This window comes from Dactylosporangium thailandense, assembly GCF_059739745.1.
In genome coordinates, this window is record NZ_AP029195.1 from 4,922,612 (window position 1) to 4,946,975 (window position 24,364).

Consider the following 24,364-nt stretch of genomic DNA (forward strand, 5'->3'; position numbering starts at 1 on the left):
GTCGGCGTCGATCGTCGGCACGGGCCAGTGGTCACTTGGTTTCACGCGGCAGGCCGGGCGGGTTGACCAGCGCCTGCGGGACGGCCTCGTTCGACAGGCCCCAGCGCTTGAGCACCTCGGCGTACTTGCCGTCCTTGATGACTGCGTTCAGCGCCGCCGCCACCGGGTCGATCAGGCCGTTGCCCTTCACCGTCATCGCCGCGATGCGCCCGTCGACGCTCGCGCCGCCGCCGGAGTACGTGCCCGCGATGCGGGTCTCACCGGCCACCGCGACGTGGTAGGCGACGGTCGGATTGGGGCCGAAGTGGGCGTCGGTGCGGCCGGAGCGCAGGGCGAGCTGGTAGTCGGAGTTCTCGAAGTACGAGATGTTCACGGCCTTGCGGCCGGCCGCCTTGTTCTGCTCGTTCCAGTCGAGCAGGATTTTCTCCTGGTTGGTGCCGGAGGCCACCGAGAGGTTGAGGCCCGCGATGTCGGCCGGGCCGGAGATCTTGGTGATCTTGCTGTCCTTGCGCACCTCCCAGGCGAGCTGGTCGACGCGGTAGGTGGCGAAGTCGTACAGGTCCTTACGCTCCTCGGTGACCGTGATGTTGGAGAAGCCGAGCTGGTACTTCCCGGAGCGCACGGACAGGAACAGGTTCTCCCACGACGTGTTCTCCAGCACCAGTTTGAGCCCGAGCACGTCCGCGACGAGCTGGGCCACGTCGGGTTCGGAGCCGATGAGGGTGCGGTCGTCGGTGGCCAGGAACTCCAGCGGCGGCGCGCCGTCGGGGTTCACGCCGACCACGAGCTCGCCCTTGTCGCGGATCGCGGCCGGGACGGTGTCGGCGATGGCGTCGATCTTCTGAGCCCGGACGCGGTTCTGGTCCGGGCTCAGGTTGACGTGCAGCTGGCCGGAGTCCGACGACCCGGCGGACGGGGCCGATCCGGCGGCGATGTCACTGGGCGTGCCGCAGGCGGCGAGGACGAGCACGAGCAGGGCGGCCGGGGCAAGGCGAAGCACAGATCCTCCAGTTACAAGACTTTGCTGAGGAAGGCGCGGGTGCGCTCGTGTTGCGGGTTGTCCAGCACGTCGGCGGGCGGGCCCTGCTCGACGATGCGGCCGGCGTCCATGAACACCACGGTGTCGGCGACCTCGCGGGCGAAGCCGATCTCGTGGGTGACGACGATCATCGTGGTGCCGTTGCGGGCGAGGTCGCGCATGGTGTCGAGGACCTCGCCGACGAGCTCGGGATCCAGGGCTGAGGTCGGCTCGTCGAAGAGCACGACCTTCGGGCGCAGGGCGAGGGCCCGGGCAATGGCGACGCGCTGCTGCTGGCCGCCGGAGAGCTGCCGCGGGTACACCTGCAGCTTGTCCTGGAGTCCGACGCGCCGCAGCAGCGCCTCCGCCTCGGCGTGGGCCTCGGTGCGGGGCCGGCGCTGGGCCGAGATCGGCGCCTCGGCGACGTTCTCCAGCGCGGTGAGGTGCGGGAACAGGTTGAAGTTCTGGAACACGAACCCGATCTGCGTGCGCTGCTTGAGAATCTGGCGTTCCTTGAGCTCGTGCAGCCGGTTCCCGGCACGCCGGTAGCCCATCAGCTGCCCGTCGACGGTGACGTACCCGCGGTCGACGCGCTCGAGATGGTTGATGCTGCGCAGCAGCGTGGACTTGCCCGAGCCGGAGGGGCCGAGCACCACGGTGACCTGGCCCGAATGGACCCGCAGGTCGATGCCGCGCAGCACGTGCAGCGCGCCGAAGTGCTTGTGCACGCCCCGCACCTCGACCATCGCCGCGCTCATCCGCGCCACCCGGCGACGGCAGCACGCAGGCGCTGCAAGGGCGTCGGTGGCAGCACGCGGGCGCTGCCCTTGGCGAAGTACCGCTCGACGTAGAACTGCCCGACCGACAGGATCGACGTGATGATCATGTACCAGATGGTCGCCACGAGCAGCAGCGCGATCACCCGGCCGTTGCGGTTGTAGATGACCTGCACCTGGTAGAACAGCTCGGGCAGGGCCATGATGTAGACGACTGAGGTGCCCTTGACCAGCCCCACGATCTCGTTGGCGGCGGTCGGGACGATGGTGCGCATCGCCTGCGGCAACACGATCCGGCGCAGCTGCCGGCCGCGGGGTACGCCGAGCGCGGCGGCTGCCTCGAGCTGGCCCTGGTCGACGGAGAGCACCCCGGCCCGCACGATCTCGGCGGCGTAGGCGCCCTGGTGCAGCGCGAGGCCGAGGCTTGCGGCGGTCAGCGGACCGATCAGATCCATGGTGGCGACCTCGACGAACGACGGGCCGAAGGGCACGCCGAAGGACAGGTAGCGGTACAGGATCGCCAGGTTGTACCAGAACAGCAGCTGCAGGATGAGCGGCACCGAGCGGAAGATCCACACGTAGGTCCATGCGACCGAGCTCAGCAGCGGTACCCGGGACAGCCGCATGAGCGCGACCACCGTGCCGAGCGCGAATCCGAGGACGATGCCGAGCGCGGTGAGCTCGAGCGTCAGCCCGACCGCGCGCAGGATGGTCTCGTAGAACAGGTACTCTCCGACGACCTTCCAGTCCCAGGCGGGGTTGGTGACGAGCGCGTGCCCGGCCATGGCGAGCAGCACGGCGACGACCGCGGTGGCGATCCAGCGCCACGGGTAGCGGGCCGGCACGACCTTGAGCCCCTCCAGGTCGGTGCCGTCCGCGGTGGCCTCCCGGACGGGCGGCGGGCCGACGCTCATCGGGCCCCCGTCGCCAGGAGCTTCTCGAACGCCAGGTCGTCGGGGGGCGGATCGGCGAGGTCGAAGAGGGCCCGGTAGCCGGCCCGGCGGTACAGCGCGATCGCCTCGGGCTGGCGCGGGCCGGTGGTGAGGTAGACCCGCCGGTAGCCGCGCCGGGCCGCCTCCGCCTCGAGCTCGGCCAGCACCATGGAGGCCAGGCCGGTGCGGCGGTACGGCCGGTGTGTCCACACCCGCTTGAGCTCCGCGGTCACCGCGTCGAAGCGCCGGAACGCGCCACCGGCCACGGCCGCGCCGCCGTCGAGCACGAGCAGGAACGCCCCGGCCGGGGCCGCGAACTCCGTGGCCGGATGCCGGCGCATCTCCTCGTTGGGCCCGTAGCGGGCGTGATATTCCTCGTCCAGCTCCCGCAGCAGCGGCTCGGCCAGCGGATCGAGCGGAGAACTGTATCGGATCACCACATCACGACCGATCATGCGCGCTTCTCGATCATGTGCGTCTCACAATCATGCCGGCGCCCACGGTTCGATTGCTGGTCTCGTCGATGACGATGAAACCGCCCGTGGTGCGATTCCGGCGGTATTCATCGGCTGCCAGGGGGGCCGTGGTCCGCAACCGGACGCGCCCGATCTCATTCAGTGAGAGGGCCGTGGCCGACTCGTCCCGGTGCAGTGTGTTGACGTCGAGGCGGTACTGCAGCCCGCGCACCTCGGCGCGGACGGACCGCGTCGTGTGCTTGATCGAGTAGCGGCCGCCGACCGCCAGCGGCCGGGTCTCGTCCATCCAGCAGACCATCGCCTCGATGTCCTGGGCGACCTGGGGGGCGTTGTTGGGCCGGCAGACGAGGTCGCCGCGGGCGATGCCGAGGTCGTCGGCGAGCCGGAGGGTGACCGACATCGGGGGGTACGCCTCGGACAGCTCGCCGTCGGCCGTCTCGACCCGTGCGACGGTCGTCGTGAGCCCGGACGGCAGCACCATGACCTCGTCACCGGCGCGGATGACACCGCCGGCGACCTGCCCGGCGAACCGGTCGGGGGCGATCACGTACTGCACCGGGAACCGCACGTCGACCAGGTTGCGGTCGGAGGCGATGTGCACGTGCTCGAGGTGGTGCAGCAGGGAGGGACCCTCGTACCACGGCATCTTGTCGCTGCGGGAGACGAGGTTGTCGCCGTGCAGGGCCGAGATCGGGATGACCGTGAGGTCAGGCGCCTCGAGCTTGGCCGCGAACGAGGTGAACTCGTCGGCGATGCGGTCGAAGACCTCCTGCGAGTAGTCGACCAGGTCCATCTTGTTCACGCACAGCACCAGGTGCGGCACCCGCAGCAGCGAGCACAGGAACGCGTGCCGGCGGGACTGCTCGACCAGGCCCTTACGCGCGTCGACCAGGATCAGCGCCAGGTCGGCGGTCGAGGCGCCGGTGACCATGTTCCGCGTGTACTGAATGTGGCCCGGCGTGTCGGCGATGATGAACTTGCGCCGGGGGGTGGCGAAGTAGCGGTACGCCACATCGATCGTGATCCCCTGCTCCCGCTCGGCCCGCAGGCCGTCGGTGAGCAGTGCCAGGTTCGTGTACTCGTCGCCGCGCGAGCGCGAGGTCGCCTCGACCGCCTCCAGCTGGTCCTCGAAGATCGCCTTCGAGTCGTAGAGCAGGCGCCCGATGAGCGTCGACTTGCCGTCGTCGACCGAGCCCGCGGTCGCGAAGCGCAGGAGGTCCATCTGCCGCTGCTGCGGCGTCTCCAGCACGGAGGTCATGGCTTAGAAGTACCCCTCACGCTTGCGGTCTTCCATGGCCGCCTCGCTCACCTTGTCGTCGCCGCGGGTCGCCCCGCGCTCGGTGATGCGGGTGGCCGCGACCTCGTCGATGACCTTCTCGATCGTGTCCGCGTCGCTGCGGACGGCGGCGGTGCAGGACGCGTCCCCGACCGTGCGGTAGCGCACACGCTCGGTGAACGGCGTCTCACCGGCCTTGAGCGGCAAAAACTCGTTGATCGCGTAGAGCATCCCGCCACGGTCGACGACCTCACGGTCGTGCGCGTAGTAGATGCCCGGCAACTCGATACCCTCGCGGGCGATGTAATGCCACACGTCCAGCTCGGTCCAGTTGGACAGCGGGAACACGCGGATCGACTCGCCCGGAGCGATCCGGGCGTTGTACAGCGCCCAAAGCTCCGGCCGCTGGTTGCGCGGGTCCCACTGGCCGAAATCGTCACGGAACGAGAACACCCGCTCCTTCGCCCGAGCCTTCTCCTCATCACGCCGGGCACCGCCGAACAGCGAGTCGAAGCGGTACTTCTCCACCGCGTCGAGCAGCACCGGCGTCTGGATCCGGTTACGCATCCCGTCGGCGGACTCGCGGACCGTGCCCGCGTCGATCGCCTCCTGCACACTGGCCACGATCAGCTGCACGTTGAGCTCGCTCACCCGCCGGTCCCGGTACTGCAGCACCTCGGGAAAGTTGTGCCCGGTATCCACATGCATGACGGGAAACGGGATGCGGGCGGGCGCGAACGCCTTCTCGGCCAGCCGCAGCATCACGATCGAGTCCTTGCCGCCGGAGAACAGCAGCACCGGCCGCTCGAACTCGGCGACCACCTCGCGCATGATGAACAGGCTCTCGGCCTCGAGAGCATCCAGGTGAGAGACCCGGTAGGGCGGCCGAGGGATCACCGGTGCTCCCGCAGCCGCTCGTAGAACGGCCGGTGGTAGGCGATGAGCGCCTCGACCCGTTCGATGTCGGCCGGCTCGACCGGGTGCTCGTTCGACGTGGTGGTGAACCCGCTGCTGCGCTCCACGTCCAGGTGCCAGTGCTCGGTGCGGGACCACTCCGGCCGGGCGCCCCGGTCCCACGTCAGCGCGTCGGGGAGGTACGGCAGGCCGGTCAGCTTGCAGTAGCGGGCGATCACGCCGGGCGGGTCGGTGACGAGCTCGTCGCCGTCCACGACGACGACAGGGGCGCCGGCCGCGCGGACCGCGGAGAAGATCTCGTGGACCCGCTCGAAGCCGATCTCGTCGCGGGTGACGTCGTGGTTCATGGCGTAGTGGGAGCGCACGACCGCGCCCGGCTCCCGGATCATGAACGTGTTGGTGAGCTCAGTGTGCAGCCGCGGGTCGGCCAGCAGCGCGTCGTAGCGGTAGTCGGTGGTCTCCTTGACGAAGAGCCGCCGGCCGCCGCCGCGGGCGCGCTCCAGCAGCAGCTCGAAGAGCTCCTCGACCGAGGTCGCGGTGTGCTCGCCCAGCTCGAACCGGCCGGTGGCGGCCAGGTTGGAGAACGGCTCGTGCACGACGTCGAGGTCGCCGCGCTCGATGATCATGCGGAGGAAGGCGGTCGAGCGCGAGCGCGGGACGGCCCACATGGCGATGATCGGTGGCGCGGTCACTGCGACCACTCCGTCGGCTCGCGGTCCCAGCGGTGCCGGCGCAGCTCGTCCAGCACGGCCGGTTCGAGCGGCGGGGCGTCGCTGGTGGCGAGGTTGGACCGCACGTGCGACAGCGTGCGCATGCCGGGGATGACGGTGCTGACCTGCGGGTTGGCCAGGATGAACCGCAGCGCCGCGTCCGGCAGGCTCAGCCCGCCGGGCAGCACGGCCTTGAGCGCGTCGGCCCGCTCGACGCTGGCCGCGAGGTTCTCGGGGACGAAGTAACTGTTGCGCCAGTCGCCCTCGGGCCAGGTGCTCTGCCGAGTCAGCGTGCCGGTGAGGGTGCCCTCGTCGAACGGCACCCGGGCGATGACGGCGATGTCCAGCTCGGCGCAGACACCGAACAGCTTGTCCTCCGGGGCCTGGTCGAAGATGTTGTAGATGACCTGGACGGCGTCGATGAGACCGGTGCCGAGGGTGTCCAGGACGTTCCACGGCTCCCAGCGGTTGACGCTGATCCCGACGCCCTCGACCAGGCCCTGGTCCCGCAGGTCGGCCACGACCCGCTGCCACTCGGGCTCGCGGACCCAGGCGTCCTCCCACACATGGAACTGCAGCAGGTCGATGCGCTCGACGCCGAGGTTGTCGAGGCTGCGGTCGACGTATTCGCGGATGTGCTCCTCGGGGAACACGTCGGCGATCTTCGAGTCGCGGGTCGAGGGCCAGTTGCGGTCCTTCGGCGGGATCTTCGTGGCGATCTTCAGCCCGCCGGAGCCGCCGACACCCGCGACGAGTTCGCCGAGCAGCTTCTCGCTGTGGCCTCGGCCGTAAATCCAGGCGGTGTCGAAGAAGTTGACGCCGAGCCGGACCGACTCGAGCAGGGCCTCCTTGCCGGTGGTGTCGTCGGCGCCGGTCCAGCCGCCCTCGCCGCCGCCGATGCCCCACATGCCGTAGCCGATTTCGCTGACCGGCCAGCCCAGCCGGCCGAAGGTGCGGTACCGCATCGATGCTCCTAAAAGAGGGTTCAGACGGCGACGGGCTCGCGCCAGCGGTTGCCGCCGGTGCCGAACCGTGTCTGCTGCAGGGCGCCGGAAGCGGTGACGTCCACGGCGGTCGGGCGGGCGGTGCCGCGGTGCAGGGTGAGCGTGACGGTGGCCGAGGCCCGGTCCAGCAGCGCGTCGAGCGCGGCGCGGGCCGAGCGGGCGGCCGGGTCGGCGTACCAGGCCTCGTAGACGGCGGCCCCGAGCGTGCCGCTGAGCTGGTCGTAGAGCGCGCGCGAGGGCTGGTCGAGGCTCGTCTGCAGGACCCGCTGCCAGGCCGCGCCGAGCACCTCCAGCGCCGGGGCCTCGTAGACGCCGCGGCAGACGGTGCCGATGATGCGCCGCTCGACCACGTCGCGCAGCCACACTCCGTGGCGGGCGCCGAGCTCGCCGGCGCGCCGCACGACGGCGACCGGGTCGGGTCCGCTGCCGTCGATGTCGGTGATGCGTCCCGCGGTCACGGTCACGGTGGTCGTTTCGGGCTCGGCGGGCGCGTCGGCCGGCCAGCGGCTCCAGCGTGGGCGCAGCGTGCGGGCGTCGACGGGGACCGCGAGGTCCTCCAGGCGGGCCGACTCGTGCGAGGCTCCGGCGAGTGAGGCGTCGGTCGACCAGTCGGCACCGCTGCCCCCGTCCAGCGGCAGGCCGGCCGCCTGGACCGCCTCGAGCATCGCCTCGCGGCCCGGGAACCGGTGCAGCGCGTCGGGGTCGGTCCACGGCGCGTACACGTCCAGGCCGGGCGCGAACCGGGCGGTGTAGCGGGCGAACCGGCGCTGGTCGTTGCCGCCGCCGACGCAGCCGTGGGCGAGCACCGTGCGCCCCTCGGCCCGCAGTCTCGGCGCGAGGTGCTCGACGAGCACGAGCCGGGCCGCGCCGGTGGTGTTCCAGTATCCGCCGTCGTGGCGGGCCTGGTAGCGCACCAGGTCGAGGGCGAGCGCGGCCATCGGGCCCCGCAGGTCGACGAGGGCGGCGGGCACCCCGCGGGCGCGCCAGGCGGCGGCGGTGGCCTCCAGCTCGGCCGCCGGGGCCTGTCCGATGTCTGCGATCAGGTGGTAGGCGTCAATGCCCTGCTCGGCCAGCCAAACGCCCAGGGCGGAGCTGGACAGTCCGCCCCCCTGCAGCACGCCGACGCGACGTTCCGCGAGTGCTCCAACATACATGTCCGGTATGATATAGGGGGAACATGGAGCGATGGCAATGCCATTTTCCGAGCAACCGATTCTCTTGCGGGCAAACGGTTCCGACAGCAACCCGACGAAAACCTCGCACCACTTGTTGACCCCGGCAACGCAAGGTAACGTCATTCGCCGTCCTCACCGGAGCGTGACGTTAACATTCATCGACGTCTTCGTCCGGACTTGTTAACGGACCATTTTCTCGGCGAATCAACCCTCGCTCTTCCGTTCATCGATCCGTCATAACCCGAGGTCACAAGCCCAATTGTTGTCGTAACGCCGGCGCGACCGTGCCGGTGGCGATCCAGTGCGTCCGGAGCGGTGCCATGACGAGCAGCCCCACGACCGACCACCACCATCCAGCCGACGTCGATGCCGACCCGGACGCCGTGCCGCACGGCGTCGGCAAGACCCGGGACTTTCCGCGCACCAGGTCGGTGCTCGACCTCTTCGAGGCTGTCGTGCGGCGCGCCCCGGACCGTCCGGCCGTCATCCACGCCACCGCCGAGCTGACCTTCGCCGAGCTCGACGCCGCCGCCGAGGCGGTCGCCACCGCCCTGCGCGAACACGGCGCCGGCCCGGGCGATCTGGTGCCGATCGTCGTCGCCAACGATCTGCACTTCCCCGTGGCAGTGCTCGGCGCGATGAAGGCGTCCGCCGTCTACGTCCCGGTCGACCCCGACTGGCCGGCGCCGCGCATCGAGGGTGCCCTGCGCCAGCTCGGCCCCGCCGTCGTGCTGGCCGTCCGCGCCACCGCGGACCGGGTGCGGCCACCGGCGGACGGCGGCGCCCCGCCCGTCGTCGTGGCCGTCGACGACCTGCCGCCCGCCCGCACCACCGCCGGGGGACCACGGCCCGGGCCCGAGGACCTCATCTACGGGTACTTCACCTCCGGCTCGACCGGCACCCCGAAGTGCACGCTCAACCGCCACAGGGGCCTGGTGAACCGGCTCAGCGCCATGTCCGGGCACTTCGGCGACGGCGCCGGGCAGGTGGTGCTGCAGAACAGCCGCCCGACCTTCGACTCCTCGATGTGGCAGGTACTGTGGCCGCTCACCACCGGCGGCCGTGTGGTCATCCCCGACCGGCGCAACATCCTCGACCTTGAGCAGACCTGCCGCACCATCGCCCGGCACGGCATCACCATCACCGACTTCGTGCCCTCGGTCCTCAGCGCCCTCGTCGCCCTGCTCGAGCTGCGCCCCGACCTGGTCGCCGCGCTGTCGGGCCTGCGCCGGATGCTCATCGGTGGCGAGGCGGCCAACGACCATGTGCTGCAACGGTTGCACGCCCTGCTGCCGGACCTGCGGGTGACGAACACGTACGGGCCGACCGAGTGCTCGATCGGCTCGGTGTTCCACGACATCGATCTCGGCGGCGGCCCGATCGAGGGCGGCGTCCCGCTGGGCACCCCGATCCCGAACACCGCCGCGCTCGTGCTCGGCGAGGACCTGCGCCCCCTGCCGCCGGGCAAGGTGGGTGAGATCTTCATCGGCGGCGAGTGCGTCGGCGCCGGCTATCTCAACGACCCCGAGCGCACCGCACGCTCCTTTGTGGACAATCCCTTCGCATCGGTACCCGGAGCAAAGCTCTACGGCACCGGCGACCTCGGCCACGTCGGCCCGGACGGCCTGCTGCGCTTCGACGGCCGCCGCGACGAGCAGGTCAAGGTCGGCGGGGTCCGCATCGAGCTGGCCGAGATCGAACGCGCGCTGCTGGAGGCGCCCGGCGTGCGCGATGCCGCCGTGGTGGCCACCGGCGAGGGTGCGGCCCGGTCCCTGGTCGCGTTCCTCACCGCCGCTCCGCCCAGTGAGCCGGAGACCGACGCCGTCGTGGCCCATCTGCGCCAGCAGCTGCCCGCCGAGGTGGTGCCCCGGCGCCTGGTCCGCCTCGCCGAGCTGCCCCTGACCCCCAACGGCAAGCTGGACCGGCGCCGGCTCGAGACCCTGGCCGCCGAGCGGATCGCCGAGACCGCCGCGGCGGCCGGGTTCGCCGCGCCCGCCTCCGGCACCGAAGAACTCGTCGCCGGCGTGTGGCGCGAGGTGCTGCAGGTCGAGACGGTCTCGGTGGACGTCGCCTTCACCGAGTACGGCGGGACCTCGCTGCTGGCCCACCGCATCGGAGCGCTCCTGGGCAGCCGCGCCGGCCGGCCCGTCGACGTCGGCGCCCTGCTGCGGGCCGACACGGTACGGGCGCAGGCCGCGTTACTCCTGGGCGGCGGTCGCCGGGCGCGCGCCGACGGGGGCCTCGCCCAGCTGGAGGCCGACCGGCGGGTGGCCGACCTCGGAGCCGTGCGCGCCCGGCCCGCCCCCGCCCGCTCGCACCGGGTGCTGCTCACCGGTGGCACCGGGTTCATCGGCGCGCACCTGCTGGCCGAGCTGCTCTCCCGGCCGACCGTGCACGTCGTGTGCCTCGTCCGCGCCGCCGACGTCCCGGCCGCGCGGGAGCGGCTGCGGGCGGCGCTGCGGCACTACCGGCTCGCCGAGGCACTCCCCCGGTTCGACTACGCGCTGGGCTACGGCCAGCTGCGCATCATCGCCGGCGACCTCGCGGCGCCGGAGCTCGGGCTGCAGCACGGCGTCTTCCTGCGCCTCGCGCACGAGGTCGACGCCGTGCTGCACGCCGGGGCGAGGGTGAACTTCCTGACCGACTACGCGGGCCTGCGCGCCGACAACGTGCTCGGCACCCGGGAGCTGCTGCGCCTGGCCCTCACCGGTGACGGATGCCGGCTGCACGTGCTGTCCAGCTTCAGCGCGTTCAGTGCCGAGGAGCTCGCCGACCGCGGCGAGGCCCCGATCGGCGAGGACCGCCTGCCTGACCCGACCCGGCCGCCCGCCGACGGCTACAGCCGCTCCAAGCACGTCGTGGAGCACGTGCTCGAGGACTGCCGCCGCTACGGGCTGGACTCCGTCGTCTACCGGCTCGGCGAGATCTGGCCGAACAGCCGCACCGGCGTGGCCAACCCCGCCTCGATCGCCCACGCCCTCGTCGTCGCGGCCGCACGCACCGGCGTCGTCTTCCCGACCGGCGCGGTCACCGACCACCTGCCCGTCGACCTCGTGGCCGCGTACGTCACCTCCGTCGTCACCGGCCGCCGCCCGACCGGCGATCGGGTCCACGTGCTGCGCCCCGCCCCGCTGCGCTTCGCCGACGTCTTCTGCGCCCTCGCCGACCGCGGCGACGCGGAGCCCGGCGGCTACCCCGAGTTCTGGGCTCGCCTGCACGCGCTCGTCGAACGCGACGGCGCCGACGATTCCCTGGTCCGCGCCGCGATGCTCCTGCCCGCCCCGCATGGCAACGGCCCCGACGCACCGGACGCGCTCGACGCGATGTTCACCGACAGCTCCCACCACTTCGCGGTCGGCCGGTTCACCAGCCACGCGCCGAGCATGGCGGCCCTGGTCATGCGCACCGCACTCGACGACCTGACGCCGTTCCTCGACGGGCTCGCGGACACGGAGACGGCCGCGCCCCTGAGGGCGGGACGATGAGCCGGAGGGCGCACGGGGGCGGCCCATCGATGCGAGGATGCCGGTATGCCCGTGAATCCCGCGCTGTTCCTGGTGTTCCTGCTCGCGATCCTGCTCATCTGCGTGACGCCCGGCCCGGACATGCTCTACATCGTCGCCACCTCGCTGAGCCAGGGCCCGCTGGCCGGGATCGTCGCCTCGGTCGGCATGGCCGTCGGGATGCTGGTGCACACCCTGGCGGTGACGCTGGGACTCGCCGCGGTGCTGGCCGCCTCGCCGGTGGCCTACGAGGTGATCCGCTGGGGCGGTGCGGCCTACCTGGTCTACATGGGGATCCAGGCATGGCGCACCCGCTCCGAACTCGCGGACGCACCCGCGGCCCCGGACCCGGTGGCCACCCGGCGGGTGCTGTGGCGGGCGACGGTCACCAACATCCTCAACCCGAAGATCATTCTGTTCTACCTTGCGTTCCTGCCGCAGTTCGTCGACGCCGGCCGCGGCCACCCCTCGATGCAGCTGCTCGTCCTCGGCCTGACCTTCGTGGTCGTGGGCCTGCTCGTCGACTCGGTCATCGGTATCACCGCGGGCCGGCTCGGCCGTTGGCTGCAGCGGCGCCGGGGCGCGGACACGATCCTCAACCGCATCGCCGGCACGGTCTTCATCGCCCTCGCGGTCCGGCTGGTGGTCTGACGTGCCGCGACACAACGCATTCCTTCAACGCTTGGAGCACAGCCATGTCCGAAACAGCAGAGCGCCACCCCGATGAGCCCGTCTTCGCGGTCGTGGTGAACCACGAGGAGCAGCACTCGGTATGGCCGGACGGACGGACGGTGCCCGCCGGCTGGCGGGACACCGGCGTGCGGGGCACCCGCGCCGAATGCCTCGCGCACATCGCCCAGGTGTGGACCGACCTGCGGCCGCTGAGCGTCCGCCGATGACCGGGCTCAGCCTCGACGAGAAACGGCGGGCGCTGCTGGAGCTCCGGCTGCGACAGCGCCGGGCGGAACAGGAGCGGGTCACCCCGGTCCCGCGCGGCGGCGCCCTGGACAGTTCCTTCCAGCAGGAAGGGCTGTGGTATCTGCACCAGCTCGACCCCGCTTCGGCGGTGTACCACATTCCGCTGGCACTGCGCCTGCGCGGCCCGCACGACACCGCCGCGCTGGCCGAGACGCTGGGCGGCGCCCTGCGGCGGCTGGTGGCCCGCCACGAGAGCCTGCGCACGCGCTTCACCGCCGACGGGCGGCAGGTCGTCGAGCCGCCGCCGGTCGCGTGGCCGCTGCCGGTGACCCCGGTGCCGGAGGCGGGGCTCGACGACTGGATCCGCGCCACCACCGACCGGCCGTTCGACCTGGCCACCGCGCCGCTGCTGCGCACCGAGCTGGCCGTCCTCGGCCCCGGCGACCACGTGCTGCTGCTGGTGGTGCACCACATCGTCGCCGACGGCTGGTCGCTGGGCATCCTGTGCGCCGAGCTCTCCGCGCTGCTGGCCACCGGCGCCGCCTCGGATCCGTTGCCCGCGCTGGACATCCAGCCCGCCGACCACGCCGCCTGGCAGCGCCGCCGGCTGTCCGGGGCCGGGCTCGAGGAGCAGCTCGGCTACTGGCGACGCACGCTGGAGGATCTGGGGACGCTGGAGTTCCCGGCCGACCGGCCGCGGCCCGCCCGGCCCACCGGCGCCGGGGCGCTGCTGGCCAGGCCGCTGCCCGCCGGGCTCGCCGGACGGCTGCGCACCCTCGCCGCGGCCGAGGGCGTCTCGTTCCTCGCGGTGCTGCTCGCCGGGTTGCTGACCGTGCTGCAGCGGTACACCGGCCAGGACGACATCGCCGTCGGGTCGGTCTTCTCCGGGCGCACCCGATCCGAGATCGAGCCGCTGGTCGGATTCTTCGCCAACACCCTCGTGCTGCGGACCGACGCGGCCGGCGATCCGACCTTCCGCGAGCTGGTGCGCCGCTGCCACGACACGGTGCTCGGCGCGTCCGGGCACCAGGAGGTGCCGTTCGGGCTCGTCGTCGACGCGCTGCAACCCGAACGGGTGCCCGGCCGCAACCCACTGTTCCAGGTCAGCTTCACGCTGCAGGCCCAGGCCGTCACCGAGGCCGGGCTCGTCCTGCCCGGCACCGACGTCCGCACGCTGCCCCGCGAGGCGGCCAGGGCCCGCTTCGACCTCGCCGTCGCCGCCGAGGAGCGGCCCGGCGACGGGCTCGACCTCACGGTGGAGTACTCCACCGAGCTCTTCGACGCGGACCGGATCGAGCGGCTCGTCGGGCACCTGGCGACCGTGCTCGCGCGGGCGGCAGACGACCCCGGAGCGCACATCGGCGACGTGGAGATGCTCACCGCGGCCGAGCGTGAGCAGGTGCTGCGGGCGTGGAATCCGGCGGCGGTAGCGCGCCCCGGCGCCACGCTGCTGCACACCGTCTTCGCCGAGCGGGCCGCCGCGGCGCCGGGCGCCACCGCGATGCGCTTCGCCGGTGCCGACCTCACCTACGGAGCCCTCGACGCACGGGCCAACCGGCTCGCCCACACGCTCATCGCGGCCGGGGTCAAGCCGCGCAGCCACGTCGGTGTCCTGCTGGAGCGCGGCTTCGACCTGCCGGCCGCGCAGCTGGCGGTGCTCAAGAGCGGCGGGGCCTGGGTGCCGCTCGACCCCCAGTACCCCCGGGACCGGCTCGCCTTCCAGCTTGCCGACGCAGGCGTCACGCTCGTGCTCACCACGGGCGACCTGGCCGACCGGCTCCCCGGCGGCGTGGCCACCGTCCTGCTGGACGACGGCGCCGGCGCCGGCGCCGAGCAGCCCGTCACCGCGCCCGACGTCGACGTCCACCCCGAGGACACCGCCTACGTCATCTACACCTCGGGCTCCACCGGCCGGCCCAAGGGCGTGCTGGTGCCGCATCGCGCCGCCGTGCACTTCTGCCGCAACCTCGTCGAGCTCTTCGGCCTCGGCCCCGGCGACCGCGTGCTGCAGCTGGCCAACCCGACCTTCGACGTGAGCGTGTCCGACTTCTTCGCCACCTTCACCGCGGGCGCCACCGTCGTCGGCGCGCCCCGGGCCGTCCTGTTCGACCCGGACGCGCTGCAGGCACTGCTGTGCGCGGAGCGCATCACCTACGGCGACATCCCGCCCGCGGTGCTGCGGCTGCTCGACCCGGAGCCGCTCACCGACCTGCGGGTGCTGTTCATCGGCATGGAGCCGTTCGGCGCCGAGCTCGTCAACCGCTGGGCCCGGCCCGGGCGGCAGTTCCACAACGGCTACGGGCCGACCGAGGTCACCATCACCTGCACCGACTACCGCTGCCCCGACGAGCCGCTCACCGCCGCTCCCCCGATCGGCCGGGCCATGGCCAACCACCGCGCCTACGTGCTCGACGCGCGGCTACGCCCAGTGCCGGTCGGGGTGCCCGGCGAGCTCTTCATGGCCGGCGCCGGGCTGGCCCACGGCTACCTCGGCCGGGCCGACCTGACCGCGGACAAGTTCCTCCCCGACCCGTTCGCCGACGCGCCGGGCGAGCGCATGTACGCCACCGGCGATCTCGTCCGCTGGAACGCGGAGGGGCAGCTGGAGTTCCTCGGCCGCACCGACCGGCAGGTGAAGCTGCGCGGGCTGCGCGTCGAGCTCGGCGAGGTCGAGCACGCGGTGAACGGCTTCCCAGGCGTCCGGCAGAGCGCCGTGACGCTCCGCCGCGGCGGCACCGCCCACGCCCACCTCGCCGCCTACGTGGTCGCTGCGCCGGATCGCCCGGTCGACCTCGCGGCGCTGCGCGAGCACCTCGCCGAACGGCTGCCGCTGCACATGGTGCCCGCCATCCTGCACCCGCTCGACACGCTGCCGCTGACCCCGTCCGGCAAAGTCGACGAGCGGCGGCTGCCCGAGCCCGTGGACTCCGCCGAAGCCGTGACCCGCCGGGCGCCGCAGACCGACACCGAACGACGGCTCGCCGGGCTGTGGGCCACGCTGCTCGGCCTCGGCGCGGAGCAGCTCGGCGCCGAGGACACGTTCTTCGGACTCGGCGGCAACTCGATGCAGTCGATTCAGCTCATCGCCCGGATTCGCGACGCGTTCGGGGTCGGCCTCGAGCCGCGGCAGCTGTTCGGCGCCGCGCGGCTGGACCAGCAGGCCGCACTGGTCGACTCGCTGACGCAGGCCGACGATGCGGAGGATGAGATCGCCTCGCTGGAGGCTCTGCTCGCCCAAAAACGGGCGGCACGCGACGCCCGCCGGGCCCCCGATCGCATTCCGGTCGCGCCGCGCGGCGGACCAATGCCCGTCTCGCACCAGCAGGAGGGGCTGTGGCTGCTGCACCAACTCGATCCGGCCGCCACGACGTACCACCTGCCGGTCGCTCTGCGCATCCGCGGCGCGTTCGACCCGGCGGCGCTCGGCCGCGCGTTCACCACCCTGGTCGCCCGGCACGAGAGCCTACGCACCCGGTTCGAGGAGCGCGACGGCGGGCCCGTCCAGCTCATCGACCCGCCGCCGCCCAGCTGGCCGCTGCCGGTGCGGGAGGTCGCCGACGCCGAGCGGTGGCTGACCGACGGCGCCCGCGCCCCGTTCGACCTGCGCACCGGACCGCTGCTGCGCACGGCTCTGGGGCGCCTCCCCGACGGCGACCACCTGCTGCTCGTCGTCGTGCACCACATCGTCGCCGACGGCTGGTCCGTCGCGGTGCTCACCGACGAGCTGTCCCGGTTGTACGCCGGACGCGCCCTCGATCCCATCGAGCTCCAGCCGGCCGACCACGCCGCCTGGCAGCGCCACGGCATCGGCGAGCGGCTCGAGGAGCGGCTGGCCCACTGGCGGCGCGTCCTCGATGGCCTGCCCGACCTGGCGTTCCCGGCCGACCGGCCCCGCCCGGCCCGGCCCACCGGCGCCGGCGCGCAGCTGAGCCGGCGGCTGCCGGACGGCCTCGGCGATGCCCTGCGCGGCGTCGCGCGGCGCGAGGGAACGACGTTCCTGGCCGTCGCGCTGGCCGGCTTCGGGGTCGTGCTGCGGCGGTACACCGGCCAGGACGACCTGGCCATCGGCTCGGTCTTCTCCGGACGGACCCGCTCCGAGCTCGAGCCGCTGGTCGGGTACTTCGCCAACGTCGTGGTGCTGCGGGCGAACACCGCCGGCCGGCCGACCTTCGCCGAGCTGGTCCGCCGCTGCCACGACACGGTGCTGGACGCGACCGCGCACCAGGACGTGCCGTTCGGTCTCGTCGTCGACGTGCTCCAGCCGGACCGGGTACCCGGCCGCAACCCGCTGTTCCAGGTCGCCTTCAGCCTGCAGACGGCCGAGGTCGCCGCGGCCGGGATCCGGCTCGGCACCGCCGCAGCAGAGCCCGTCGCGGCCGGGACCGACGGGGCCCGCTTCGACCTGACCGTCACGCTGACCGACGGCCCCGCCGGCGAACTGGACCTGGCGATCGAGTACTCCACCGAACTCTTCGACACCGACCGGATCGAGCGGCTCGCCGGGCACCTCACGACCGTGCTGGACGCCGCGACCCGGGCGCCGGACACGCCGATCGACGCCCTGCCCCTGCTCGGCCCCGACGAGCTGCGCACCGTCGTGCGGGACTGGAACCCGGCGCTGGTCGCCCGTCCCGGCGGGCTGCTGCACGAGCTGGCCGCCGCGCATGCGGCCTCCCGGCCCGGGCACACCGCGATGCGTCACGAGGGTGTGGAGCTCACCTACGGCGAGCTGGATGCGCGGGCGAACCGGCTCGCGCAGGTGCTGGCCGGCGAGCACGGCGTCGGCCCCGGACACACCGTCGGGGTGCTGCTCGACCGCGGCCTCGACCAGCCGGTCGCGCAGGCGGCCGTGCTCAAGACCGGCGCGGCCTGGCTGCCGCTCGACCCACGCAACCCGGCGGCGCGCCTGGCCTTCCAGCTCGCCGACGCCGCTGCCCCGGCCGCCGTCACCACGACGGGGCTGACCGGGCTGCTCCCGCCGGACCTGCCGCGGCTGGCCCTCGACGACCCGGCCACCGTCGCGCGGCTGGCGGCGGCCCCGGCCGTGGCTCCGGCCGCCGACGTCCGGCCGGAGGACCTGGCCTACATCATCTACACCTCGGGCTCCACCGGCACCCCGAAGGGCGTGCTGATCCCGCACCGGGCCGCCGTGCAGTTCGCGCAGAGCATCGCGGCGCGCTACGCCGTCACCGAGCGGGACCGGGTCGCGCAGGTCGCCAATCCGGCCTTCGACGTGTCGATCTTCGACTTCTACGCGGCCTTCGCCGGCGGGGCCACCGTCGTCGGCGTTCCGCGCGACGCGCTGAGCGACCCCGACGCCCTCGGCGAGCTGCTGCGCGACGAGCGGGTCACCGTCACCTACGTGCCCCCCGCGCTGCTGGGGCTGATGGACCCGGCGGTGCCGCGAGACCTGCGCCTGGTCATGGTGGCCGGGGAGACGTGCCCGGCCGAGCTGCCCGAGCGGTGGGCGGCACCGGGGCGCTCGTTCCACAACGGCTACGGCCCGACCGAGACGACCGTCATCAGCACCGACCATCCGTGCCCGCCCGGCCGCTACGACGTGCGGCCGCCGATCGGCCGGCCGCTGGACAACCAACTGGTGTACGTCCTCGACCCCGGCCTGCACCCGGTGCCGATCGGCGTGCCGGGCCAGCTGTACATCGGCGGCGCCGGGCTCGCCCACGGCTACGCCGCACGGCCCGGGCTCACCGCCGACCGCTTCGGACCAGACCCGTTCTCGGCCGAACCGGGCGCCCGCATGTACGCCACCGGCGACCTGGTCCGCTGGCGGGCCGACGGCACCCTCGACTTCCTCGGCCGCGCCGACCGGCAGGTGCAGATCCGCGGCCTGCGCATCGAGCCGGGGGAGATCGAACACGCCCTCGCCGACCGGCCCGGCATCCGGCAGGCGGTCGTGGTGGTCCGCGAGCCGGACACCCCGAACGCGCGGCTCGTCGCCTACGCCGTACCCGAACCGGGGGCGAGCCCCGACCCGGCCGCACTGCGCGACACGCTCGCCGGGCAGCTGCCGCCGCACCTGGTGCCGCGGCAGCTGGTCATCCTGCCCGAGCTCCCCCGCGACCGCAACGGCAAGATCGACCAGCGGCGGCTGCCCGACCCGCACGACGCCGACGGGGGCGGGCACGCCCCGGCGACCGGGGCCACCCAGCTTCGTCTGGCCGGGATCTGGGCGGCCACCCTCGGCCGGCCCGCGGAGCGGATCGGTGCCCGCGACACGTTCTTCGACCTCGGCGGCAACTCGCTGCAGACCGCTCAGCTCATCGGGCGCATCCGGGAGGCGACCGGGGTCGCGCTACACCCGCGGGAGCTGTTCGCCAACCCGACGCTGGAGCGGCTGGCGGCCCGCCTCGACGCCGGCGGCGACGCCCTCGACGACGGCTCGCCGCTGGTGCCGCTGCGAGCCGGCGGCGACGGGCCGCCGCTGTTCCTCGTGCACGCCGTCGGCGGGACGGCCGGACCATACCGGCCGCTGGCCGCGCTCCTCGCCGGCGACCGGGCCTGCTACGGGCTGCAGGGTCACGCCGGAGACGGCGGGGTGCCCGGGCTCGCCGCCGGCTACGTCGCGGCGATCCGCGGGGTTCAGCCGCACGGCCCGTATCACCTGGCCGGCTGGTCCTTCGGCGGCACAGTGGCCGTGGAGATCGCCCGGCTACTGCGCGCGGACGGCGAAGCGGTGGCGCCCGTGGTGCTGATCGACACCGGCCTGCCCGGGGACACCCCGGAACCGGACGAGCCCACGCTGCGGGCCTGGTTCACGGAGGAACTGGCCGAGGCCGGCCTGGGCGACGCGGTGCCGACCGAGGAGCAGTTCGCGGCGTTCGCGGCGAACACCCGGGCGTTCCTGGCGCACCGGCCGGAGCCGTACGACGGCCGCCTGATCTATCTGAGCGCGGCCGAACGTGACGACGACACGGAGCGCTGGCGGGCCATCGCCCCGGCGGCATTCGAGCACCACGTCACGGGCGGCGACCACTACGCGGTGCTGCGCGCCCCGCACGTGGACACCGTGGCCCGCATCCTGGAGGGAGTCCTGCATGGCTAAGTTGTGGCGCGACGCGGACTTCGTGAAGTTCTGGTCCGCCGAGAGCCTGTCGTTGCTGGGTGCGCAGGTCTCGCTCGTCGCGATCCCCCTCCTGGCGGTCACCACGCTGTCCGCCACGCCGTTGCAGATGGGCTTCGTGAACGCCGCCCAGACCGCCCCGTTCCTGCTCTTCACGCTGCTCGCCGGGGTGTGGGTGGACCGGGTGCGGCGGCTGCCGCTGCTGCGCGCCGCGAACCTGGGCCGGGCGGTGGTCTACGGCGTCATCCCGCTCACGATCGCGCTGGACCTGATGAACATCGGGCTGCTGGGCGTGCTCGTCTTCGTGGGCGCGACGCTGACGGTGGTGTTCGACCTCGCGTACCAGTCCTACCTGCCCTCGCTCGTCGGCCAGGACGACCTCATCGACGCCAACAGCCGCCTCGAGGGCAGCCGCTCGTTCGCCCAGGCGGCCGGACCCGGGCTCGGCGGCCTCCTGGTCGGGGTGCTCACGGCGCCCATCGCGATCCTGGTGGACGCGGTCACGTACCTGATCTCGGCGGTGACGCTGCTGACGGTACGACGAAAAGAACCGGCACCCGAACCCGACCCGGGGCCTCAGACGTCGCTGCTCACCCAGATCGGCCGTGGGGTGCGGCTGGCGGTGTCGAACACCTACCTCCGGGCGCTCGGGGCCGAGGCTGCCACCTACAACCTGTTCAACCAGATGCTGTGGGCGGTGCTCATCCTCTTCCTGTCCCGCAGTCTGCACCTGTCCGCGCTCACCATCGGCATCGTGCTCAGCGCCGAGGGGGTCGGCGCGTTGCTCGGCAGCACCGTCGCCGCCCGGCTCAGCCGCCGCCACGGACTCGGCCGCACGCTGATCGCCTCGATCGCCGTGGCCAACCTCGCGCCGCTGCTGATCCCGTTCGCCGGCGGCGGCCCGGCCGTCGCGGCCGGCATCGCGGGCCTGGCGCTGTTCGTCAACGGAGCCGGGCTGTCCATCTACGCGATCCAGGCGATCAGCGTCCGGCAGGCCGCCGTCACGTCCGACGTGCTGGGCCGCACCAACGCCGGCTACCGGTTCGCCGTCACCGGCGCCGCGGCGATCGGCGCGATCGCCGGCGGCGCGCTGGGCGAGTGGCTCGGTCTGCGCGCCACGATGCTCGTCGGGGGCGTCGGCACCCTGGCCGCGATCTGGTTCGTCGTGCGCTCCCCCATTCCGCGGCTGCGCGATCTCGCCGAGTTGCACCGCGAGTCCGCCCCCGCCGCCCCGGCGGCCACTGCAGCAGGAGACCAGCGATGAGCGACCCCGGGGACCTCGCCGAGATCCGGCGCACCCTGCTCGACCTCAAGGCTCGCCGGAGCCTCGCCCGGCAAGCCGAGAGCGACCGCATCACCGCGGTGCCGCGGGAGGGGCGGCTGGCCGTCTCCGAGCAGCAGCGGTTCCTGTGGTTCCTCGACCGGCTCGCGCCCGGCACGCCGACGTACAACGAGCCGCGGGCCTGGCGCCTGCGCGGCGAGATCGACGTGCCCGCCCTGCGCGAAGCACTGCGCGCCACCGTCGCCCGCCACGAGAGCCAGCGCACCCGCTTCGGCGACGAGCACGGAGTGCCGTATCAGGTGATCGACCCGCCGCCGGACACGTGGCCGCTGCCGGTGCACGAGGGGACGCAGACGGCCGTCGCCGACTGGCTCGACGCGGGGGCGCGGGCCCCGTTCGACCTGGAGCGCGGGCCGCTGCTGCGCACATCGCTGCTGCGGATCGCCGACGACGACCACGTGCTGCTGCTCGTGTGGCACCACATCATCACCGACGGCTGGTCGATGCGGCTGCTCGTGGACGAGGTCGCGGCCCGCTACACCGCGGCCGTCGGCGGTTCGTCCCCGGTCGTGCTGCCCGACCTGGCCGTCCAGCCCGCCGATCACGCGGCGTGGCAGCAACGATGGCTCGCCGGCGACGAGGCGGAGCGGCAGGTCGGCCATTGGCGGGCCGCGCTCGACGGTCTGGAGACGCTGGATCTGCCGACGGATCGGCCGCATCCGGCCCGCCCGACCGGCGCCGGTAACGTGCTGCAGACCCGGCTGCCGCGGGCCGTCGCCGACGGCGTGCGGGCGCTGGTCCGGACCGAGGGTGTCTCGCTGCTGGCCGTGCTCCTGGCCGGCTTTCAGGCGACGCTGGCCCGCTACACCGGTCAGCGCGACATCGCGCTGGGCACGGTGATGGCGGGCCGCACCCGCCCGGAGCTCGAACCGATGGCCGGCATGTTCGCCAACACCGTGGTGATACGCGGCCGCCTCGACGGCGACCAGACGTTCCGCGAGGTGGCGCAGCGGGCCCACGACGCCGTGCTGGAGGCGATCGCCTACCAGGAGGTACCCTTCGGCACCGTCGTCGAGCGGCTGCGGCCGGAGCGGCTGCCGGGCCGCAACCCGCTGGTCCAGCACGTGCTCACGCTTCTGCCGGCGTCGCTGGTGCCGCGAGCGGCGTTCGCCGGTCTGGAGACGGAGGCGGTGACGCGCTGGCCCGGCACGAGCCGGTTCGAACTGGCGGTGCAGATCACCGACGTGCCCGGCGGCGAACTCGACGTGTGGATCGAGTACTCCACCGAGGTCTACGACGCCGACCGGATCGAACGGCTGGTGGCGCACTTCGGCATGTTGCTCGCCGGAGCGGCGGCCGCGCCCGGCACTCCCGTCGACGCCTTGGAGCTGTTGCCGGAGGCCGAGCGTACGCAGGTCCTCACCGGCTGGAACCCGCCGCCGGGCGCCCCTGACGGGCGGGTGCTGCACGGCCTCGTCGCGGCCCGGGTGGCGCAGGCACCCGACCGCGTCGCCATGCGCTTCGCCGGCCGCGACCTGACCTACGGCGAGCTGGATCGGCGCTCGAACCGGCTCGCGCACCGGCTCACCGACGAGCACGATGTTCGTGGCCGCGTCGTGGCGGTGCTGCTGGAGCGCGGGTTCGGGCTGCCGGTGGCCGAGCTGGGCGTGCTCAAGGCCGGCGGGGCGTGGCTGGCGCTGGATCCGCAGTACCCGGCGGAGCGGCTGGCCTTCCAGCTCGCCGACGCCGCCGCGGCCGTGGTCGTGACCACCGCCGACCTGGCCGGCAGGCTGCCCGCGGACATGCCCCGGCTGCTGCTCGACGGAGGGGTTGCCGACGGCGGGCCGGACACCCCGCCCGCCATCGTCGTCGAGCCCGAGGACACCGCCTACGTCATCTACACGTCGGGCTCCACCGGCCGGCCGAAGGGCGTCATGGTGCCACACCGTGCCATCGTCAACTTCACCACCGCGTTCGGCACGCTGTTCAACGTCACCCCGGACGACCGCATCCTGCAGTTCTCGAACCCGGCCTTCGACGTGAGCGTCTCCGACATCTTCTCGACGCTCACCGCCGGCGCGACCATCGTCGGCGCGCCCCGCGCCGAACTGCTCGACCCGGACGCGCTGCAGCGGCTGCTCGCGGCCGAACAGGTGTCCATCGTGGACATTCCGCCGCCGGTGCTCGGGCTGCTCGACCCGGAGCCGCTGACCGCGCTGCGGATCCTGTTCATCGGCATGGAGCCGTTCGGCGCCGAGCTGGTGAACCGATGGTCGCGGCCGGGCCGTGAGTTCCACAACGGGTACGGCCCGACCGAGGTCACGGTGACCTGTGTGGATTACCGCTGCCCGGACGAGCCGCTGGACGGGCCACCGCCGATCGGCCAGGCGATGGCCGGGCAGCGCGCCTACGTGCTGGACCGGGGGCTGCGGCCGGTGCCGATCGGGGTCGCCGGCGAGCTGCACATGGCCGGCGCCGGGCTGGCCCACGGCTACCTCGGGCGGCCCGGCCTGACCGCCGACAAGTTCCTGCCCGACCCGTTCGCGCCCGGCCCCGGCGAGCGGATGTACGCCACCGGCGATCTGGTCCGCTGGAACGCGGCCGGGCAGCTGGAGTTCCTCGGCCGCGTCGACCGGCAGGTGAAGCTGCGCGGGCTGCGAGTCGAGCTCGGCGAGATCGAGCACGTCCTCGCCGGCCACCCGGGCGTGCGGCAGACGGCGGTCGTGGTCAAGGAGCCCGGCACCCCGCAGGCCCGGCTGATCGGCTACCTGGTGCCGGAGCCCGGCGGTGTCGACCTGGAGGCGGTACGCGCGCTGGCCGCCGAGCGGCTGCCGCTGCACATGATCCCGGCCGCGCTGCTCGTGCTCGACAGGCTGCCGCTCACCCCCACCGGCAAGCTCGATCCGGGACGCCTGCCGGACGCGGAACCGGACGCCGAGGCGCCGTACGTCCCACCGGACACCGACAAGCAGCGCCGGCTCGCCGGGATCTGGCAGTCGCTGCTCGGGCTGGAGGCAGGGCGCGTCGGCGCCCGGGACAGCTTCTTCGCCCTGGGCGGCAACTCGCTGCAGGTCACCCAGCTCATCTCCCGCATCCGCGACGCGTTCCAGGTGACCCTCGAGCCCCGCCAGCTGTTCACGCACCCGGAGCTGGGCCGCCTCGCCGGCGAGATCGAGCTGGCCCAGTCCCGGCTGCTCGGCGACGACGAGGTCGCGGCGCTCGAGGCCGAGATCGCGGAGCTGTCCGAGGAGGAGCTGGACCGGCTGCTGGGCGGGGCCGGCTGATGTTTGGGCCCGGC

At 73.1% G+C, this 24,364-nt stretch carries 15 protein-coding genes; 6 read left to right on the forward strand and 9 right to left on the reverse strand.

Annotated features, from left to right (window positions below; translation table 11 throughout):
• Nucleotides 1-31 precede the first annotated feature (31 nt).
• Genes AC6JBM_RS21335 through AC6JBM_RS21375 form a run of 9 tightly spaced genes read right to left on the reverse strand, consistent with a single transcriptional unit; the run spans nt 32 to nt 8,261 of the window.
• The gene (locus AC6JBM_RS21335) at nt 32-1,000 is read right to left on the reverse strand and encodes an ABC transporter substrate-binding protein (protein ID WP_497985330.1); all 969 of its coding nucleotides are present in this window, start codon (nt 998-1,000) and stop codon (nt 32-34) included.
• Nucleotides 1,001-1,011: 11 nt separating this feature from the next.
• Nucleotides 1,012-1,776 carry an amino acid ABC transporter ATP-binding protein gene (locus tag AC6JBM_RS21340; protein ID WP_497985331.1) on the reverse strand — a complete coding sequence of 255 codons (765 nt, stop codon included), beginning with the start codon at nt 1,774-1,776 and terminating at the stop codon, nt 1,012-1,014.
• Nucleotides 1,773-2,708 carry an amino acid ABC transporter permease gene (locus tag AC6JBM_RS21345; protein ID WP_497985332.1) on the reverse strand — a complete coding sequence of 312 codons (936 nt, stop codon included), beginning with the start codon at nt 2,706-2,708 and terminating at the stop codon, nt 1,773-1,775. The genes AC6JBM_RS21340 and AC6JBM_RS21345 overlap by 4 nt, the downstream gene beginning before the upstream one ends.
• On the reverse strand, nt 2,705-3,181 hold the full coding sequence (locus AC6JBM_RS21350) for a GNAT family N-acetyltransferase (RefSeq protein ID WP_497985333.1): 477 nt from the start codon (nt 3,179-3,181) through the stop codon (nt 2,705-2,707). The genes AC6JBM_RS21345 and AC6JBM_RS21350 overlap by 4 nt, the downstream gene beginning before the upstream one ends.
• A 13-nt stretch (nt 3,182-3,194) precedes the next feature.
• A complete protein-coding gene (locus AC6JBM_RS21355) occupies nt 3,195-4,460 on the reverse strand; it encodes a sulfate adenylyltransferase subunit 1 (protein ID WP_497985334.1) in 1,266 nt (421 codons plus the stop codon).
• A gap of 3 nt (nt 4,461-4,463) precedes the next feature.
• Entirely contained in the window at nt 4,464-5,375 is a 912-nt protein-coding gene (gene cysD, locus AC6JBM_RS21360; RefSeq protein WP_497985335.1) for a sulfate adenylyltransferase subunit CysD, read from the reverse strand.
• Complete coding sequence (locus AC6JBM_RS21365) at nt 5,372-6,085, reverse strand: sulfotransferase-like domain-containing protein (RefSeq protein ID WP_497985336.1); 714 nt, start codon at nt 6,083-6,085, stop codon at nt 5,372-5,374. Before AC6JBM_RS21365 ends, cysD begins: the two co-directional genes overlap by 4 nt.
• Nucleotides 6,082-7,068 (reverse strand): aldo/keto reductase, encoded by a 987-nt coding sequence (locus AC6JBM_RS21370; protein ID WP_497985337.1) that lies wholly within the window; start codon nt 7,066-7,068, stop codon nt 6,082-6,084. The genes AC6JBM_RS21365 and AC6JBM_RS21370 overlap by 4 nt, the downstream gene beginning before the upstream one ends.
• Nucleotides 7,069-7,088: 20 nt before the next feature.
• Nucleotides 7,089-8,261, reverse strand: coding sequence for an argininosuccinate synthase domain-containing protein (locus tag AC6JBM_RS21375; RefSeq protein WP_497985338.1), 1,173 nt, complete (start codon nt 8,259-8,261; stop codon nt 7,089-7,091).
• Nucleotides 8,262-8,602: 341 nt separating this feature from the next.
• Here AC6JBM_RS21375 and AC6JBM_RS21380 point away from each other — a divergent pair, with 341 nt between their 5' ends.
• The 6 genes from AC6JBM_RS21380 to AC6JBM_RS21405 are packed head-to-tail and all read left to right on the forward strand — an operon-like array spanning nt 8,603 to nt 24,350.
• Entirely contained in the window at nt 8,603-11,767 is a 3,165-nt protein-coding gene (locus tag AC6JBM_RS21380) for a non-ribosomal peptide synthetase (RefSeq protein ID WP_497985339.1), read from the forward strand.
• 45 nt (nt 11,768-11,812) lie between these two features.
• Nucleotides 11,813-12,436, forward strand: a complete 624-nt coding sequence (locus AC6JBM_RS21385) for a LysE family translocator (RefSeq protein WP_497985340.1) — start codon at nt 11,813-11,815, stop codon at nt 12,434-12,436.
• A gap of 44 nt (nt 12,437-12,480) precedes the next feature.
• Nucleotides 12,481-12,684 (forward strand): MbtH family protein, encoded by a 204-nt coding sequence (locus AC6JBM_RS21390; protein ID WP_497985341.1) that lies wholly within the window; start codon nt 12,481-12,483, stop codon nt 12,682-12,684.
• Nucleotides 12,681-19,766 (forward strand): amino acid adenylation domain-containing protein, encoded by a 7,086-nt coding sequence (locus tag AC6JBM_RS21395; RefSeq protein WP_497985342.1) that lies wholly within the window; start codon nt 12,681-12,683, stop codon nt 19,764-19,766. Before AC6JBM_RS21390 ends, AC6JBM_RS21395 begins: the two co-directional genes overlap by 4 nt.
• Nucleotides 19,759-21,048 carry an MFS transporter gene (locus AC6JBM_RS21400; protein WP_497985343.1) on the forward strand — a complete coding sequence of 430 codons (1,290 nt, stop codon included), beginning with the start codon at nt 19,759-19,761 and terminating at the stop codon, nt 21,046-21,048. Before AC6JBM_RS21395 ends, AC6JBM_RS21400 begins: the two co-directional genes overlap by 8 nt.
• A complete protein-coding gene (locus AC6JBM_RS21405) occupies nt 21,045-24,350 on the forward strand; it encodes an amino acid adenylation domain-containing protein (RefSeq protein WP_497985344.1) in 3,306 nt (1,101 codons plus the stop codon). Before AC6JBM_RS21400 ends, AC6JBM_RS21405 begins: the two co-directional genes overlap by 4 nt.
• Nucleotides 24,351-24,364 lie beyond the last annotated feature (14 nt).